20 protein-coding genes and 1 pseudogene are annotated in these 16,196 nt (G+C 41.0%); all 21 read right to left on the minus strand.

Annotation, left to right across the window (positions count from 1 at the left end):
• Window positions 1-6: 6 nt before the first annotated feature.
• Window positions 7-372, minus strand: coding sequence for a two-component system response regulator (locus DEH07_04150; GenBank protein ID HBY03728.1), 366 nt, complete (start codon window positions 370-372; stop codon window positions 7-9).
• 38 nt (window positions 373-410) lie between these two features.
• Window positions 411-989 (minus strand): annotated as a pseudogene (locus DEH07_04155) (CheY-P-specific phosphatase CheC).
• Between the two features lie 74 nt (window positions 990-1,063).
• On the minus strand, window positions 1,064-1,840 hold the full coding sequence (locus DEH07_04160) for a hypothetical protein (GenBank protein HBY03729.1): 777 nt from the start codon (window positions 1,838-1,840) through the stop codon (window positions 1,064-1,066).
• On the minus strand, window positions 1,833-2,321 hold the full coding sequence (locus DEH07_04165; GenBank protein ID HBY03730.1) for a hypothetical protein: 489 nt from the start codon (window positions 2,319-2,321) through the stop codon (window positions 1,833-1,835). The genes DEH07_04160 and DEH07_04165 overlap by 8 nt, the downstream gene beginning before the upstream one ends.
• On the minus strand, window positions 2,314-3,051 hold the full coding sequence (locus DEH07_04170) for a FliA/WhiG family RNA polymerase sigma factor (protein ID HBY03731.1): 738 nt from the start codon (window positions 3,049-3,051) through the stop codon (window positions 2,314-2,316). The genes DEH07_04165 and DEH07_04170 overlap by 8 nt, the downstream gene beginning before the upstream one ends.
• 14 nt (window positions 3,052-3,065) lie before the next feature.
• Window positions 3,066-3,761 (minus strand): hypothetical protein, encoded by a 696-nt coding sequence (locus DEH07_04175; GenBank protein HBY03732.1) that lies wholly within the window; start codon window positions 3,759-3,761, stop codon window positions 3,066-3,068.
• A 12-nt stretch (window positions 3,762-3,773) separates the two neighbouring features.
• Window positions 3,774-4,688 (minus strand): MinD/ParA family protein, encoded by a 915-nt coding sequence (locus DEH07_04180; protein ID HBY03733.1) that lies wholly within the window; start codon window positions 4,686-4,688, stop codon window positions 3,774-3,776.
• Between the two features lie 2 nt (window positions 4,689-4,690).
• Entirely contained in the window at window positions 4,691-5,914 is a 1,224-nt protein-coding gene (locus DEH07_04185; GenBank protein HBY03734.1) for a flagellar biosynthesis protein FlhF, read from the minus strand.
• On the minus strand, window positions 5,904-7,991 hold the full coding sequence (gene flhA / locus DEH07_04190; GenBank protein HBY03735.1) for a flagellar biosynthesis protein FlhA: 2,088 nt from the start codon (window positions 7,989-7,991) through the stop codon (window positions 5,904-5,906). Before flhA ends, DEH07_04185 begins: the two co-directional genes overlap by 11 nt.
• A 27-nt stretch (window positions 7,992-8,018) precedes the next feature.
• Window positions 8,019-9,080 (minus strand): flagellar biosynthesis protein FlhB, encoded by a 1,062-nt coding sequence (gene flhB, locus DEH07_04195; GenBank protein HBY03736.1) that lies wholly within the window; start codon window positions 9,078-9,080, stop codon window positions 8,019-8,021.
• A 30-nt stretch (window positions 9,081-9,110) separates the two neighbouring features.
• Window positions 9,111-9,875: a flagellar type III secretion system protein FliR gene (locus tag DEH07_04200; protein HBY03737.1), complete on the minus strand. Its 765-nt coding sequence runs from the start codon at window positions 9,873-9,875 to the stop codon at window positions 9,111-9,113.
• 11 nt (window positions 9,876-9,886) lie between these two features.
• Window positions 9,887-10,156, minus strand: a complete 270-nt coding sequence (gene fliQ / locus DEH07_04205; protein ID HBY03738.1) for a flagellar biosynthetic protein FliQ — start codon at window positions 10,154-10,156, stop codon at window positions 9,887-9,889.
• 21 nt (window positions 10,157-10,177) lie between these two features.
• On the minus strand, window positions 10,178-10,798 hold the full coding sequence (gene fliP, locus DEH07_04210) for a flagellar biosynthetic protein FliP (protein ID HBY03739.1): 621 nt from the start codon (window positions 10,796-10,798) through the stop codon (window positions 10,178-10,180).
• A 182-nt stretch (window positions 10,799-10,980) separates the two neighbouring features.
• Entirely contained in the window at window positions 10,981-11,349 is a 369-nt protein-coding gene (locus DEH07_04215; protein ID HBY03740.1) for a hypothetical protein, read from the minus strand.
• A 4-nt stretch (window positions 11,350-11,353) separates the two neighbouring features.
• Window positions 11,354-11,725 carry a flagellar motor switch protein FliN gene (locus tag DEH07_04220; protein ID HBY03741.1) on the minus strand — a complete coding sequence of 124 codons (372 nt, stop codon included), beginning with the start codon at window positions 11,723-11,725 and terminating at the stop codon, window positions 11,354-11,356.
• Between the two features lie 20 nt (window positions 11,726-11,745).
• Window positions 11,746-12,303: a hypothetical protein gene (locus DEH07_04225; GenBank protein ID HBY03742.1), complete on the minus strand. Its 558-nt coding sequence runs from the start codon at window positions 12,301-12,303 to the stop codon at window positions 11,746-11,748.
• Window positions 12,304-12,308: 5 nt separating this feature from the next.
• Window positions 12,309-13,136, minus strand: coding sequence for a flagellar basal body rod protein FlgG (flgG, locus tag DEH07_04230; protein ID HBY03743.1), 828 nt, complete (start codon window positions 13,134-13,136; stop codon window positions 12,309-12,311).
• A 92-nt stretch (window positions 13,137-13,228) separates the two neighbouring features.
• Window positions 13,229-13,534 carry a flagellar protein gene (locus tag DEH07_04235; GenBank protein ID HBY03744.1) on the minus strand — a complete coding sequence of 102 codons (306 nt, stop codon included), beginning with the start codon at window positions 13,532-13,534 and terminating at the stop codon, window positions 13,229-13,231.
• An 87-nt stretch (window positions 13,535-13,621) separates the two neighbouring features.
• Window positions 13,622-14,137, minus strand: coding sequence for a hypothetical protein (locus DEH07_04240; GenBank protein HBY03745.1), 516 nt, complete (start codon window positions 14,135-14,137; stop codon window positions 13,622-13,624).
• Window positions 14,138-14,149: 12 nt separating this feature from the next.
• The gene (locus DEH07_04245) at window positions 14,150-15,751 is read right to left on the minus strand and encodes a hypothetical protein (GenBank protein ID HBY03746.1); all 1,602 of its coding nucleotides are present in this window, start codon (window positions 15,749-15,751) and stop codon (window positions 14,150-14,152) included.
• Window positions 15,748-16,194: a flagellar export protein FliJ gene (gene fliJ, locus DEH07_04250; protein ID HBY03747.1), complete on the minus strand. Its 447-nt coding sequence runs from the start codon at window positions 16,192-16,194 to the stop codon at window positions 15,748-15,750. Before fliJ ends, DEH07_04245 begins: the two co-directional genes overlap by 4 nt.
• Window positions 16,195-16,196 lie beyond the last annotated feature (2 nt).

The raw sequence follows: 16,196 nt of genomic DNA on the forward strand, positions 1-16,196 counted from the left end.
CCCCAACTATGTGCGGGCCTGGACCCTTTCCAGAGCCTGCAGTATACGTTCCTGTTGAAAAGGCTTGACAATAAAATCTTTTGCGCCTGCTTGAATAGCTTCCATTACCATTGCTTCCTGCCCCATTGCGCTGCAAATAATTATTTTTGCTTTGGGATCGAACTCGCGTATCTTTTTTATCCCTTCAATCCCGTTCATTTCCGGCATTGTTATATCCATAGTCACTACATCCGGTTTTAGTTCCTTGTACAGTTCATATGCAACAGCGCCGTTTTCGGCTTCACCAACAACTTCGTAACTATTTTTTACAACAATGTTTTTAATCATCATCCGCATAAAAGCAGCATCGTCAACAATTAAAATGCGCCTCATATTTTTGTACTCTCCTTTAAATAAAATAGTAGTGCTTTTTAAAACAATAGTGCTTTGAAGAGCTTTTCCAGATTTTCCGGAGAAGTCATAAAGAAAAAAAAGCCCTTTATTTGCCTGTCAAATTCACCTATAATAGTTTCGATTAGCAAAAGCTTGTCATCCGTATAGTTATACTCGATCAGCACACTGGATAAAGTTGCTCCCAGCATGTCAAAAGCAAGCTCAGGTACCTCAGCATACATTTTTAGACTGGTCAGGTTTCCTATTGCGCTAATAAAGGAGCCTGCCAGAATGTTGCCTGTTTCCCTGATTATAGATCTTGACATCTCATCAAGTTCTCCGGTTGTTCCCTCGGATAGACCAGTAATCATATCGATTAGCATGAAAGTACTTGGAGCGTCAAACATAAAAATAACCAAACCCGGAATATCCCCTGTTATTGGCAAATTAATACAGGATACTTCTTTTTCCGGTTCACCCCCAATGTATACTGCATCTTCCAGAGGTAAAAAGGAAGCTCTCGGAACAGCCATATCTATTTTCTTGCCGGTCATAGTAGCCAGAGCTGTACTGACATGGCCCAGGCCAATGTTGCATGTTTCCCTTAAAGCATCTAATTGAATATCGTCCAATTAATATTCCCCCTTCAATGGGACATGTTAATTACGAATTTGTTGTTTTTTCGAGGTTTTTACTTTGCGTTGCCTATCTGTATCGCCTTCCCCAATAAATCATCTTGGGTGCGGATTACACGTTGATTAGCTTCATATGTCCTGGAGATTTCAATCATATTAACCATATCATCGGGAAGGTCAACATTTGCCAGTTCCAAAAACCCCCGACTGATCTGGGGATTTTCTTCATCCTTCAGGCCGGCCCCTTGAGATGGCTGGCTAAAACAGCCGCTGCCCTCATAAAGAAGCAATTGTGGTTCTTCAAATGTAACAACTCTAATTTTCCCTGCTGACTGTCCATTAACAGTAATGGCGCCGTCTTTTGCCAGAAGAAAATTCTGGGCGCCTGTCTTAAGCGGCCCATCTTCCCCTAAAACCTTGTTTCCGGAAATATTTACAAGATAACCATCGGCATCAATTGAAAAGGTCCCGTTCCTGGTGTATTGCTCATTGTCTGAAGTCTGGATAACAAAGAAACCTTCCGAATTTAATGCAAAGTCGGTCGGTACTTTTGTTTCCTTCATGACCGCAGGGGAAAAGTCAGTATAATCATGAGCGATAAAAGGAGCCAGGCCACTGTAGTTAATTTCGGGTATATCTTTTATATTTTTCTTCAAAAGGCTTTCAGTATTACTATTGACTAAATCCTTGAAATTGTTTTCAATAATCAAGGATCGCTTTTTATAACCGCAAGTATTAATATTTTCCAGATCTTGAGATAAAAGGTCGAGTCTCTCCTGCTGAACATTAAGCGCGGCCGAACTGACGAATATTCCTTCGATCACTTTAACCATCCTTCCTTATTTTACTTTTATATAAATTTAAAATTAATTCTACTTCTCCCTTGGGTCGCCCGAATTCAACAGCCAGTTCCGAAATGCCCTGACCCTTTTTATAAGCCTGATAAATACGTTCATCCAAGGTTAGAAGACTTTCTTCAGGATAGTTATCCAAGGTTTTAGCCTGATTGTTTTCGATCCTTGCTAACGTGTTTATAATCAGCTCTCCAAGTTCCATCAGTTTATTGACCTTCGTTAAAAGTTCACCGGGTATCTCCCTCTCATCTCCGAAACGATGCAGATCCTGAAGATTTTTTAGCTTGGCCTGATTATTTGTTTCCTTTTGATCTTTTTCGGCTCTTGCAATATTCCTTTGAACAATTGTTAAAACTATTCCTGTTATTAAAACGATCAGCCCAAGACAAAGGAAGATATAAAGCTCGTGGGCCTGAAAAAAGTCAATTAGAGAATTTATAATATCCATAAGATCAGACATATGACATATCCTCCAGTTTATCGCGTAAACGAGAGATAGCCCGGGAATGCAGTTGACAAACCCTTGATTCGGTAACGCTCAATACAAGGCTTATTTCTTTTAATGTTAGCCTCTCCTGATAGTACAAAGCTAAGATAAGCTTGTCTCTGCTTTCTAAAGAAGAAATAGCTTGTGCAAGAATTTGATGTTTTTCATTCTGCAGAACAACATCAAGCGGTTCGGAATTGGTAAAGTCGAGCAGATTTTTACCCTCTAGAAAATTATCCTGATCCAGGGAGGTAACTTGCATCTGCTTGGAGTATCCATTTATTTTTTTCAGGTTTTCTTGTGAAAGGCCGGTTTTTTCCACTAAATTACTTTCATTAACCTCTTTGCCAGCCAACGTGATTTCTTTTTTCGCTTGTTCAACCATATTAATCTGCTGCCATAAACGTCGGGGAACCCAGGAAAGCCTGCGTATCTCATCAATCATTGCCCCTTTAATCCGTTGCTGGGCAAAACTTGTAAAATTAGTTCCCCTCTCAGGAACAAATTTTTTTATTGCTTCCAGCAAGCCCATAACTCCGCAACTCTCCAGGTCTTCCTTCCCAATGCCTGCCGGTAAATGAATAGCCATCCTGCCTGCTAAATATTTAACAAGCGGCAGGTAAATCGTAACTAGTTTTTCTTTTGTCTGGTAATCGGGATTTCTTTGATACTGTTCCCATAACTCCTTTTCTTCCGCTTCCATAATATCTCTCCTGTCTAAACCATTCTTTTAGACATCCTGTTAAAAATAAATTTAAATATTTTATCCCTTTGGGGCTCCTTTAAATCGATAAACTCAATCCCAATGTGATAAAGCTTTTGTTTCTCCATTTCCTTGCAATATACTAAAAGGGCCCTTGTTGTAAAGTGCACGGATTGATTATTACCGTTTTCGTTAAATTCAAGGGAAAATCGGATAGAAAAAACGGTCCCTACCGGATATTCAAGGCTGCTTGTTATTTTCATCCCTCCCGCGCTTATATCAAGAGCTTTCGTCTTTTCATAAACTGGTTCCTCTTCTTTCTGCAGGGAGGGTATAGCTGATTTTTCTACGTCCATAAGAATTGGGAAACGGATAGTCGCTCTTTGTTGATCTTCTTTTATTTCTTCAGGCATCGAAAGTTCTAAAAAAATTACTTCGTTTTCTTTATGCTTACCTAAAACAAAAGTATAGAAAAAGAAGCTTCTCCTTTCCTGAATAAAGCGCCCCAGCACTGCTTCCCCCGGCCGAAGAATCAAGGGATAACCATCCTGCAGAGGGGCCATAATTGTGAGAAAATCATCTCCGATGTCCTGAACTGTAGAAGAATAAAATATTTTCTCATTGCTTCTGGCGATTTTTACCGGAAGATTGATTTTTAATTGACCTTGCTCGTTAAATGTTTCCTTTGCCAACTTTAACTCCCTTTTCATTATTTAATGTGATCATTTATAAAGTTTAAGCAGCTTTTGTATAAATGTTTTCATGCCTATAGAGTTTTTTAAGTCTGTAGAGTAGTCCTTTCTCCCAATCAAATTATTTAGTTTCACAGCTATCTGAGTAAGACTTTTTGTTGCCTGGCTGTTTGGATGCATTATGACAAAGGGATTCTGGTTTTTAACAGACTCAACAACAATATCCTCTTTCAAAATAAAACCCAAATATTTCAACTTCACATTATTCAAAAACTTGTTTGTAACCAGGATAATCCTTTCCGCAGTTAAAATAGCTTCCTGTTCGTTTGAGGCCTGATTTACAATGAAAAATACCTTTTCATGTACCTTGAATTTTGCCAGAACCTTAATCAGACTATAAGCGTCAGTTAATGATGTAGGTTCCGGTGTAACAACCACAATTACTTCCCCGGCAGCTGCAACAAATCCCAGCACGTTACGTGAAATACCTGCCCCTGTATCAATTAACAAAACTTCTGTTTTATCCTGAAAAAAAGCCAAACCGTTGACTAACCTTTCACGCTGCGACTGCTCTATATTGGCAAGTTCCTGCAAACCTGAACCACCGGAGATAATTTTTAAATCAAAAGGCCCATTGATCAAGATGTCCTGAAAGGTTTTATCGCCGTATAGTACATCATAAATAGAATAGGGCGGAACAATTCCGACCAGTACTTCAACATTAGCCAAGCCCAAGTCCGCATCTAAAAGTACCGTCCGGACCCCCTGCTTTGCCAAAAGAAGACCCAGGTTAACCACTACACTCGTTTTACCGACCCCACCCTTGCCGCTTGTAACAGCAATAACAACAGGACCTCCGCCAGACTCCGGAAAGCCTAATTTTTGTTTGCCAAGATTTTTTTCTTTAGCCAGTATTCTCAGTGAAGCAGCCTGATCATCCGGCATTTTCAATCAACCCCGTCCAGTATAAAAGAAGCTAAACTATGGTGCTCAACTTCCATAATATCATCAGGTACGTTTTGTCCGTTAGTTATATAAATAACCGGCAGTTTAACTTTATTTATAACATCAAGTATCGAACCTTGCGAAAGCGTCTCGTCAGCTTTAGTAAAAATCAGCTTGTTATATCCGCAGGGCATAAAATATTCTGCTGCCTGCAGCAGATCAGTGCTTTTTGTATTGCTGCTCAGAACTAAAAAAACATCATGGGGCTTGTCCACTTCCCGTAAGAATGCCTGCAACTCCTGAGCCTGATCATCCTTCGAGAAAGGCTGGCCCGCAGAATCAACAAGAATATAGTCTCTGTCCTCATTTTTCAGCAATGCATTTTTAAACTCGCCAGGAGACATAACCACCTGAAGTGGAACACCAATTATTTCAGCATATGTTTGAAGTTGTTCGACCGCCCCAATTCGATATGTATCAATGGTTAAAATAGCCACCTTTTTTCTTTGATTTAAGGTCAGCTGCGCAGCTAACTTGGCCAGGGTAGTTGTTTTGCCAACCCCTGTAGGGCCAATAAAACTCAAAACCTGACCGTGGTGAATCCCATTATATAAAGGTTTCAGATTACCAGCCAAGTGATCGATTAAGAGACTTTCGACTTTTTTCTCATCTTCCCAGGAACTTTCAGGAATAATCTGAAGAAGCATGTCTATGGAAGCTTTTCCAAGGCCGTGTGTGTGCAACTTATGTATCCATAATTCCAAATACTCATTACGGATGCTTCTACCATTCTCCTGAACAGAAACCATTTGCTCAATCAAACTTCTCATTTCCTTTAATTCCTCTTGTATCGGCAAGCTTGGATCCGCCTTTTCATACAAAGACAGATCTGCTAAAGCCGGACTAACACTATACTCTGATTCTGGAATGCCATTTTCATTTGTATCCACAGGATCATCATCTCTCTCAAACCTCAGCCGGTTCAGAAACTCCTGTTTGGATTCAGACCGGCCTTGCTGCAGCTCCCGTTCTAATTCATAGCTAAAATTAGTTTTATTATCTTCTTCGAGAGCAGCGGTTACCTCCAGCCGTTGGATAAAAAATCCTAAAACGCCTTTACCCCGCACTCTGCGCTGGCTGATGATGATCGCCTCTGAACCCATGTCCCTTCTTATTTCTGAGATTGCCTGCCGCATATCTTCTGCAAAGTACTTTTTAACTTTCATTTAAATTCACCGTTCCAATAGATTCGACTTTTATTTCCGCCGCAATCTCATTTAATGAAATCACAGCAAGACTTGGCCAATAACGCTCAACCAGTCTTCTAAACGGCAGACGCACTCTCCCGGAGCATAATATTACCGGTTTTATACCTATAAGATTAGCCTTTTCAATAGACTTCTTTACATTTTCCAGAAGCATTTGAACCGTTTTTGGCTCCAGTACGGGGTAAACATCCGTCTGGCTTTCATGAAGAGAATTGATTATTTTTTGCTCAACCATCGGATGAAGTGTAATAACCGTTAACTTATCATCATCCTTCATATAAAGTTTGCAGATCGTTAACCCCATTGTAGATCTTACATAATCTGTTAAAAAGTCCACGTTTCTTGAGGATCTTGCACCATCGGCTATTGCTTCCAAGATCGAAGTCAGTGTACGAATGGGTATATTTTCTTTAAGAAGGTTTTGCAAAATTTTTTGAATCTCTCCTAAGCTTAAAACATTGGGCGCCAGTTCTTCTATTACCGCAGGATTTTTGACCTTGATTGCGTCACACAAATCCTTTACATCCTGCCTGCTGAGCAGTTCATGCGCATGTCTCTTGATGAATTCGGTCAAATGAGTAACCAGTACAGCAGCGCAATCGACCACCGTAACGCCCTGGGCAACAAGACGGGATTTTTCTGTAGAGTCTATCCAATAAGCCGGCAACCCAAAAGTTGGTTCCTGGGTAGGCAAACCGTTAACCGGGCTATTATCCTCCGCAGATACTAAAGCAAGTTGGTATCCGGGTTTAAGTTCACCCTTTCCGGCCAGTACTCCTTTAAGAATGAAAGTATAAGTATCCGGCTCAAGCTGCAAATTGTCCCGGATACGAATTGGCCGCACATAAATGCCCAATTCGGTAGCGCACTGGCGCCGTACGGCAGCGAGTCTGGCCAATAAATCTCCCCCTCTGGATTCATCGGTTAAAGGAATCAAATTGTAACCAATTTCGATTTCCAGTGGGTCAACCATAAAATAACCGGCAACATTTTCAGGTTGTTTTTGATCTTCCTTTGTTTTTAGGATCTTTTCCTGTTCATCTTTTGCCGACATGCTTTTTTGCTGGCTGGTTATATTATAGGAAAGAAAAGCAAAACCGCCGCTCAAAATTAAAAATAATAGATGAGGCATGGTAGGAACTAAAGCTAAAACAAATAAGATTGCGGCAACCAGATATAAAGCCCGCGGGAAATTTAGAAATTGTCTGGAAGCTTCATGTCCGAGTGTCGATTCTTGACTCGTACGTGTAACGATGATGCCGGCGGCAGTTGAGATTAACAGCGCAGGTATTTGTGCCACCAATCCGTCCCCTATTGAAAGTAAAGTAAATTTTTTTACTGCCTCATTAATCGGAAGGCCCATCTGAAGCACTCCGATAAGCAGTCCTCCTATCAAATTCACAAGGATAATAATTATACCGGCTATTGCATCTCCCCTGACAAATTTGCTTGCGCCGTCCATGGCTCCATAAAAATCTGCTTCCTGCTGAATATGTTTTCTACGCCTTCTGGCCTCCTCTTCACTGATCAATCCGGCGTTGAATTCGGCGTCAATCCCCATTTGTTTACCCGGCATCGCATCCAAAGTAAAGCGTGCCGCTACTTCAGCAACCCTCGTAGTCCCGCTTGTTATAACTACAAACTGAATTACCGTTATAATTATGAACACAATAATACCGACTACGTAATTTCCTCCGATTACAAAGTGTCCGAAAGTATCTATTACACTTCCGGCTTCAGCCCGGTTTAAGATTAGTCTCGTTGAGGATATATTTAAAGCAAGCCGGTAAAGCGTAGTAATCAAAAGCAGAGTTGGAAAAATAGAAAACTGCAATGGTTCTAATGTAAACATGGTTATCAGGACAATGACCATTGCCAGTGTCAGGCTAAAAGAAAGTAAAATATCAAGGAAAAAAGGCGATAAGGGAATAATAATCAAAAGGATAATAAAGATTACCGCTCCTGCTACGATTAGATCCCCATTTTTTCTTACACTCAGGTTATTTCTTACTGTTGTCGAAAAGTCCTGCGGCATTTAAATATCCTCCCCCGGCTGCTTGATCTAAGCCGTCCTACCCTTTAAACGGTAGACATGAGCTATTATTTCAGCCACTACTTGATACAAAGCTACAGGGATTTTTTCTCCAATCTCCACTTTATAGTAAAGAAACTTCGCCAACTCTTTGTTTTCAACCAGAGGAACATTATTTTCCCTGGCTAATTTCTTAATCTGCAAGGCAATTTCACCAGCGCCTTTAGCAGTGATTTCCGGAACATCCATTTCTTTGTCTTTATAAAGCAGGGCAACCGCAAAATGTGTCGGGTTAGTAATTACTACCGTGGCTTTCGGTACTTCCTGTTTAATCAGGTTAAAGGCAATTTGTCTCTGCCTGCGCCTGATTTGGGATTTTATTAAAGGATCTCCTTCTGTTTGGCGCATTTCTTCTTTAATTTCATACTTGGACATGCGCAAATTTTTATCGTGCTGGTATCGCTGGTAAATATAATCAATGATTGCAAGGATAAAATAAATTATTCCTCCATACAACAAAATTAATGTCCCAAAACTGGCTATTGTCATTACAGTCTCACGGGTTCCGCAACGAAAAAGTTCAATCAAATCAGGCAGTTGGTTTCTTACCAACCGGTAGATTACAAAGCCTATTATAGATATTTTCAGCAACGTCTTGGCTAATTCGAAAAATCCCCTCATAGAGAATACTTTTTTGAACCCATTAAAGGGGTTCAGCCGCTCTGCTTTAGGCAACAGAACGCCTGGCGAAAAAAGAAAACCCACCTGTAACAAGTTGGCTCCGATAGCAATTATCAAAGGAACAGCCAAATAAGGCAGTAAAATAAAAGAAGTCCGCAGTAATGTGCGCACGAAAAACTGTATAAAATCAGTCCCGGCGCCCTGTGTACTGAGTACATGCTCAAAAAAGCCAGCTAAAAAACCTGACATATTATTTAAAAACAAGCCCCTCGTCAACCAAATAAAAGAAGCCATAAAAAGAAGGATTAAAGCAGCGTTCAAATCGGAGCTTTTGGCTACCTGGCCTGACTGCCTTGATTCCTGCAGTTTACGAGGTGTCGCTTTTTCAGTTTTATCATGTGTGTCAGACATCCTTGTTGGCTCCTAAAAACAAAAGATAAATTATCCACCCAATAAACGATTAATATTTTCTTCCATTAACAAAAATACGTTGGCCAAAGGAGTTGCCAGAAGAGGCAACAAAATGATCAGGACAAAAAGGCCAGCAATTATTTTAATGGGGAAACCCAGCAAAAAAACATTGACCTGGGGAACGGCCTTGGCTACCAGACCGAGAGATAAATCAATAATGATCAATACAGCCAGAAGGGGAATACTGATCTGCACCGCAAGAAGGCACATTACCCCGGCTGCTTTAGCTGCAACAAATCCTGCTCTGCTGGGAAAACTAAAACTCCCAGCCATTATTGGAAAAAGCCTGTAGCTTTGCACAAGAGCGTTAATCAAGCGGTGGTGCCCATCTATACTCAGAAAGAAAACCAATCCTAAAAGATTCATAAACTGCCCCATAATTGTCACCTGTACACCTGACAGGGGGTCAACCGTATTAGCCATGCTAAAGCCCATCTGGAAATCCATATACTGCCCGGCATTCCGGATGCTGCTAAAGATCATATTAACCAGGATTCCCAGCAGCAAACCTAATCCTGCCTCCCTGGTCAGCGCAAGTGCAAAGCCCGGAAGACCCCCGGATATTTCCTGATGCACACTGGGAAAAGTAAGATAAACAATTATTGACAGGCAAAAGCCAAATCCTAACTTTGCCAGAACAGGAATATTTGGCATGGCAAGGAAAGGTGAGGCTATCAGGAATGAAAATGTTCTGATAAAAATAAGTAAAAAGAATGTCATGCCTGTGAAGTCCATTACAATTCTCCCTATTGCAGCAGCAACGGCCACTGGCTGTATAGTTCTATTGTATATGTGGTCAGCAAGTGCATAATCCAGGGCATTAAAGCAACAATTGCTAAAAAGGTAACAATAAGTTTTGGTACGAATGTTAATGTTTGCTCTTGAATCTGCGTTGCCGCCTGGAAAATACTTACCGCCAGACCAACCGCTAAGCCCACTCCCAGGATGGGTAAAGTAATCAGCAATATTAACCAGATAGCGTGGCGGGAAACTCCTAAAACGTAAGCGTCAGTCATATAAACCTCCTGCTTCTTTAATTAATGAAAGGTTTCCATCAGAGATTTGACGACCAGGTACCAACCATCAATTAGTACAAACAGCAGCAACTTAAAAGGCAGCGAAATCATAATCGGCGGAAGCATGAACATTCCCATTGACATAAGAATGCTGGCCACCACCAGATCGATAATCAGAAAAGGAAGATAAATCAAGAAACCTATTTGAAAAGCGGTTTTCAGTTCACTTATAATAAACGAAGGAATAACTACCTGCATTGGCGCCTTTTGCGGATTGCTTGGCCTGTTGATTTTTGAAAGACTTACAAACAGGGCAAGATCCTTTTCCCTTGTTTGTTTGAGCATAAAAGAGCGTAAAGGCGCCTGGGCGGCATTCATGGCCTGTTCTTGACTGATTGTATTGGCTAAATAAGGTTTTATAGCCTGGCGATCAATTTCGTTATAAACAGGTGACATAACAAATATTGTCAGGAATAACGCCAACCCTATTATGATCTGGTTTGAGGGAATTTGCATCGTTCCCAGGGCGCTCCTTAAAATTGACAAGACTACAATAATCCGTGTAAAAGAGGTCATCATGACTAATATTGCCGGTAAAAGGGAAAGCATGGTCAGTAAAACAAGAAGTTTTACAGTATCCATTGTCTGCTTCGGTGTTGAAGATTGTCCAACCTGAATGTTAAGATTGGGAATGGGAACAGGTTGGGCTGAAGCACAATCAGGCAGGAAGCAAAAAAGACAAACTGCCAAGCCGCAGAAAAGCAGACTTAAAAATATTCTCCTGTTTTGACTGTTTAAATTAATTTTCCCCTTCAAAGGTACGTTTACCTCGTAAAGAAACGTTTTAATAATGTATTCCCCAGAAGACGTGAATAAATATGAGATCGATCTTTTCTTTCATTCGCACTAAGGTTACACTCCAGAGTTTCAGGTTTGCCCGCCAGGTTTTTCAGCCAACTGATTTGCCCGTTGGAAGAAGCAAGTAAAAAGTATTCTTCGCCAACCTGGATTAAAATTAATAACGTTTTCGGTCCAAGATAAAGTTGTTCAATAATTTTCATATAATTTGTCCGGCCAGATGGTATATATATTTTCGACAGACCGAAACGGATGGACGCATAAGCCAGACATATAACAACAACCAGAGTAATGATTATTTTTAAAACGGGCAGCAATAATTCTCCCTCATTCAAAGCCTTACAGCTCCTCGGAATCTTTGTTTGGATCCGGGTATATTGAACTGACTCTTATTGCAAAAATTTCTCCAATAACAAGGACTTCACCCTTGGCAAATTTCTGGTTGTTAATATAAAGATCTATTTGTTCTCCAACAATCTTGTTTAAAATAATCAACTTGCCTTTCTTAAAAGACAGAATTTCTGAACCTTTCATGGTTGTCTGACCAAGTTGAGCAGTAATCGTTATCCTGACATCAAACAAATGCTTCAGGCTGACCTTAATCCTGGATGCGTTAGTGGAGTGTTTGAGTTCGGGAAATTTAATTTTCTTAACAGTGATACTATCCTCTTTTAAACCTTTTAAAAAATCTCTAATTTCTTCTTCATTCATGTCTGCAAAGCACCCTTATTTTATTGAACCAGCAACTCTGTAAAATAAACGCCGCTAATCTGTCCAGCGGTCAATTTAGCATTAATTGCCTGCCGCAAATTTTCCTTTAAAGCTTTTGATGCCGGATCTTTTTGAATTTCTTCCGCACTTTTCCCCCGAAGCGCTTCAATCAATGTATCGCTTAAAAGATAATTTTTTTCCTTAAGTTCCTTCGCCAGATTTTTATTGTCTTTAGGGAAAACAAGCACGCAGGATACCCGCACAAAATGCCCGCCTTTACCGGATAAATTGACTACCAAAGATGAGAGTGCGGCTATTTCTTCAGCATCTTTTTCCGATTTTTTTTCCGCATTTTTTTTGTCTTGTTTATGAAATTGCACAAGACCTGTGATTTCGCTTTTCATACCCTTGTTAAAGTAGATGAATGCTGCGCTGCCGGCTATTAAAAAAAGGACCAGGCCCGCGGCTATGAACAGCTTTATCTTTGAAGGTTTCTGTTTTTTCCCTTCCTCACTTATTTCCCCTTCTTGCTGTTTTTGTTTTTTTGTGAGGCGGGCCTTTAATTTACCCTTTAACATATTTTTTACCTTTTCAGATCAATAATGGTTTGCAGCATTTCATCGGAAGTAGTGATCACCCTGGCATCTGCCTGATAACCCCTCTGGGTGGTAATTAAATTGGCAAACTCGTTGGTTAAATCAACATTTGACATTTCCAGATAACCTGATTGAATTAAACCTTGGCCTCCTTCACTACCCGGAGCGCCCGGATTTATCGGTGTTGAAAAGTCAGCGAAATCACCCGTAGTAATTGTTGGAATATAGCTGTTGTTACCGCATTTTTCCAGACTCTCCGGGTTAATGATATTGGCGATGCCGACTACCCCCAACGTATCCGTAGTCCCATCGGAGTTTAAAACACCTATTGAGCCGTCAGTTCCAATACTTATAATCTGCTGACCAGATGCTATATCCAAAGCCGGTATTTCAGCGCCGCTGGAGTCAAGAACCCGTGACCCGTCCATACTTGTCAGATAACCTTCCTTATCAAGGGTAAAATTGCCGTCACGGGTGTAAGTAATAATACTCGTTGTCGGATCTTTGAGCATAAAGAATCCATTTCCTTCAATTGCCAAGTCAAGAACCCTGCTTGTTACCTGCATCCCGCCCTGACTAAATAAATTCTGAACACTTCCTATCGTTACCCCTGTTCCAACTTGTGAAGGATATATATAAGGCGGTGTGTCGGTTCCGGTAGCATACTTTAACTGCTGGCTGAAAAGATCCTTGAAACACGCTCTTGACGCCTTGAAACCGTATGTACTTGCATTGCTTATATTGTTTCCGATTACATCCATACTGATCTGTTGGTTGCGCATACCTGAAACACCTGAATAAAGTGACCTAATCAAATTATTTGACCTCCTTATAATTGACCTTATTGATCGGCTGTCTCTTTCGTTCAACAGCCTCCCGGCCCCCTAGAAAGGTCCGGCCGGTAAATCTATTTAATAATAACCGCTCCGTCGATATTGGTGAAAACATGGTTGACCATTGCGTCTTTGTCTAAGGCAGTAACAATGGTACGGTTTGTTATACTGGTCACAAGAGCCAGATCATTGTATAGCAGCAGTGAATCGCGCACCCCCTTTGCTTGAGCCCGGTTTACAGCATTGCCTATTTTAGACCAGTCTGACTCATTAAGATAAATATTCCTCTGTTCCATACGTTTTTGAGCGTGTGCTGAAATTTTTACTCTGTCTTGCTGAATTTTATCGTACAAAACAGATTGGAATGAAACAGATTGCATCCTTCCCGCAACCTGTGACCCGGACTTTTCTTCAGGTAAATAAGCCGGGCGAACAACTCTATTTACCCCAAACCGGCGCCTCCTTTGCTAGTTAGTTGCTTCAACAACATAGGTTAACGGATAAGTCCCCTCTTCAATAACTATACTGGCCTCATCATTTTGAGGAGCAGCCTTGCTCACTGTCCCATCAACTTCTTCGCCATTACTTACTTCAATAACAGCGGATAACGGGTAAGACACCTCATCAATGACTACACTGACCCGATCATTTTGGAAAGCAACTTTGCTCACTGTCCCCTCAACTTCTTTACCATTTGAGTCTTGGACTTTCACCTGAAGTCCGATTAAAGATACAGCCTGTGTGTAAACCTGGCCTTGTACCAAATTAGTCAATTTGTCATTCAGGTTGATCATCTGCTCAAGTTGAGTCACCTGGGCCAACTGGGTAAGGAATTGCCCGCTGTCCTGTGTATTAAAAGGGTCCTGATTGACAAGTTGAGCAACCATGAGCTTTAAAAATGAGTCCTTATCCAGAAAACTGGTTCTGGATTGGCTCGTCTGTGACTGCTGGCTATTTTCATTACTAATTGATGATACTGACATATTTATCTACTCCTAAACCCAATAATTAACTGTTCTTGCTCCACTCTGGCTGTTAATACCATTCTCAAATGTTTGCCGGGCGGCGCCCACAGTATCGTTTGACAGCCGGGTTAACGATTTTTTAAAATAGTTCCACCCTCCTTGCGCATTGTTATCCTTTCCCTGCCCCTGGTTTTGTTCCTGGCTTAAGAAGACCAGGGTTTCATTCGTGGAACCAGACAACTGTATAATTGACTGTTTCAGCTGAGGTATTGAACCCTCCAAAATATCTTTTGCGTCAGAGCTGGAAGCAATGAAATGAATCACAAGTTTATCTTTAATTTCTTTTACTTTTATTGTTAGAGGACCAAGATTTTCAGGGATCAGGTTAATCCTAATCAGTTTTTCACCGGAGCCGGACGACCGCAAAGCCGAAAGCACAACTGAGGGCAGTTCAGCTATGGGAACCTGCTGATAGGTCATGACTGATTCCTGTTTAGAAACTGCACTCCCGGAAATGCCGGTAGATTTTGACAAAGAGCCGGCGAGGTTTTGCAGTAAGTCAGACTGCCTTTGAAGGCCGGCTACCTTCTCGTCCCCATTAGAATCTTCTGCGTTTTCTGAGGCAGATATTCTCCCGGAATTTTTTGAAGCCGCAAATAATTGAACAACACTGCCTTCGCTTTGAGTATAATTGGTCGAAGCTTCAACAGTTTCTAAAAGGTTGGACACCCAGGTATCTGCCTGGACTGCTTGAATATGCCCGGCATTGTCGTTTTTATTATTTTCAGACCCATTTCCCTGCATAGCTATACCCGCTGAAGATTGCTCAGTCTCAAATTTAGCTATTCCTTTCCGTTCAAGACCTAAAGGAGCTATTTCTAAAGGAGTGGAATCCCCAACAATACTTTGCAGCCTGTCTATTTCACCCTGTGGTTGAAATTCAACCTGTGATTGATCCGGCGTTGATCCTAAAATCTCTTCCGGAATAAGATCAGAACTCGCAACGCCTAATAAATTGGATGTTTCATTGACAGCAGCCTCGATCTCTTCCCAGTTTCTTTCAGGGACAGGATTCTGAATCTCCTTCCATTTTTCCATTTCTTCAACTTTAAAACCTGGTTGAATAACCTGCTGAATTCCCAATTCCCTAGCGTTATCCTGGATACCCTCTTCCTTACTATTCAGAGCGGCCGGAATTGAAAGAGCCGTCCCCCCTGCGTTAATCTGATCGATACCATATCTTTGAATTTCTTTTGACAGCGAAGCAGCGTGTTTTTCATCCTGGCAGTTCTGCAGGTCATCCTTTTTATCAATGCCGATTAGATCCCTGCTTTGGCCAACAACAGGAGACTCTCCGGAAATGTTAACTTTTCCAGTCATATTTTCAAACGGGTCTTTAAAGATTCTTTCATCCGAAAGTTCGTTTTGAGGTTTTTCACTATTGCCTGTTTGCGAAATAACTGTATTCATATTTGGCAGAAAACAATTGCCTGACAGACACATAGCATTAACAGCATCCCCAAAAGAACCGGTTTGATCCTTTACGGTTTCTCCTGCAAATCCGCTCTTTCCTTTTAGCTTTGAATCAGCAAGGAAGATGCCCCAGGCTGATTTTTCAGTCGGGAAAATCATAATAATTGACCTCTTTTGTGATAAACGAAAGTGCTCTGTCCGGTTTCATCATTTTGAAATTTTTCTTTATTCTTTTCCTCAAGCTGGTGTCTGCTAAATGACTTTTCTCTAACCTTTTCGAGGACGGACCTTTCCCGCCACGCACGTATCAATTTATCACGTCTTTCATGAATTTCATCTTGAATTCCGGATAATAGTTCTTGCTGCCTCTCTATGCACTTGGCTAAATAAAGGCGGTAGTTATTTTGACGGATAACCCATGAAATCTCAACACCTGCATCGTCCTGTACCAGACCCCCTTCATAGCTTTTGTACATTTCATCCAGTATTCTTTTATTCAAATCATACCTTTCCTGTGCTTCAGTCACAGCCTGCCTGGCAGCCTTTTCCACACTCATGCGGTAGTTCAAGACTTTTTCCAGCGTGAAAACAAAATTGGACATTT

The sequence above is a fragment of the Desulfotomaculum sp. genome (assembly GCA_003513005.1).
GTDB lineage: Bacteria > Bacillota > Desulfotomaculia > Desulfotomaculales > Nap2-2B > 46-80.

Bases quoted from the DNA above. Each gene is read 5' to 3' on its own strand.
- DEH07_04150 (HBY03728.1), bottom strand. From the start codon at position 372: ATGAGGCGCATTTTAATTGTTGACGATGCTGCTTTTATGCGGATGATG.
- DEH07_04160 (HBY03729.1), bottom strand. From the start codon at position 1,840: ATGGTTAAAGTGATCGAAGGAATATTCGTCAGTTCGGCCGCGCTTAAT.
- DEH07_04165 (HBY03730.1), bottom strand. From the start codon at position 2,321: ATGTCTGATCTTATGGATATTATAAATTCTCTAATTGACTTTTTTCAG.
- DEH07_04170 (HBY03731.1), bottom strand. From the start codon at position 3,051: ATGGAAGCGGAAGAAAAGGAGTTATGGGAACAGTATCAAAGAAATCCC.
- DEH07_04175 (HBY03732.1), bottom strand. From the start codon at position 3,761: ATGAAAAGGGAGTTAAAGTTGGCAAAGGAAACATTTAACGAGCAAGGT.
- DEH07_04180 (HBY03733.1), bottom strand. From the start codon at position 4,688: ATGCCGGATGATCAGGCTGCTTCACTGAGAATACTGGCTAAAGAAAAA.
- DEH07_04185 (HBY03734.1), bottom strand. From the start codon at position 5,914: ATGAAAGTTAAAAAGTACTTTGCAGAAGATATGCGGCAGGCAATCTCA.
- flhA (HBY03735.1), bottom strand. From the start codon at position 7,991: ATGCCGCAGGACTTTTCGACAACAGTAAGAAATAACCTGAGTGTAAGA.
- flhB (HBY03736.1), bottom strand. From the start codon at position 9,080: ATGTCTGACACACATGATAAAACTGAAAAAGCGACACCTCGTAAACTG.
- DEH07_04200 (HBY03737.1), bottom strand. From the start codon at position 9,875: ATGGACTTCACAGGCATGACATTCTTTTTACTTATTTTTATCAGAACA.
- fliQ (HBY03738.1), bottom strand. From the start codon at position 10,156: ATGACTGACGCTTACGTTTTAGGAGTTTCCCGCCACGCTATCTGGTTA.
- fliP (HBY03739.1), bottom strand. From the start codon at position 10,798: ATGGATACTGTAAAACTTCTTGTTTTACTGACCATGCTTTCCCTTTTA.
- DEH07_04220 (HBY03741.1), bottom strand. From the start codon at position 11,725: ATGAATGAAGAAGAAATTAGAGATTTTTTAAAAGGTTTAAAAGAGGAT.
- DEH07_04225 (HBY03742.1), bottom strand. From the start codon at position 12,303: ATGTTAAAGGGTAAATTAAAGGCCCGCCTCACAAAAAAACAAAAACAG.
- DEH07_04235 (HBY03744.1), bottom strand. From the start codon at position 13,534: ATGCAATCTGTTTCATTCCAATCTGTTTTGTACGATAAAATTCAGCAA.
- DEH07_04240 (HBY03745.1), bottom strand. From the start codon at position 14,137: ATGTCAGTATCATCAATTAGTAATGAAAATAGCCAGCAGTCACAGACG.
- DEH07_04245 (HBY03746.1), bottom strand. From the start codon at position 15,751: ATGATTTTCCCGACTGAAAAATCAGCCTGGGGCATCTTCCTTGCTGAT.
- fliJ (HBY03747.1), bottom strand. From the start codon at position 16,194: ATGTCCAATTTTGTTTTCACGCTGGAAAAAGTCTTGAACTACCGCATG.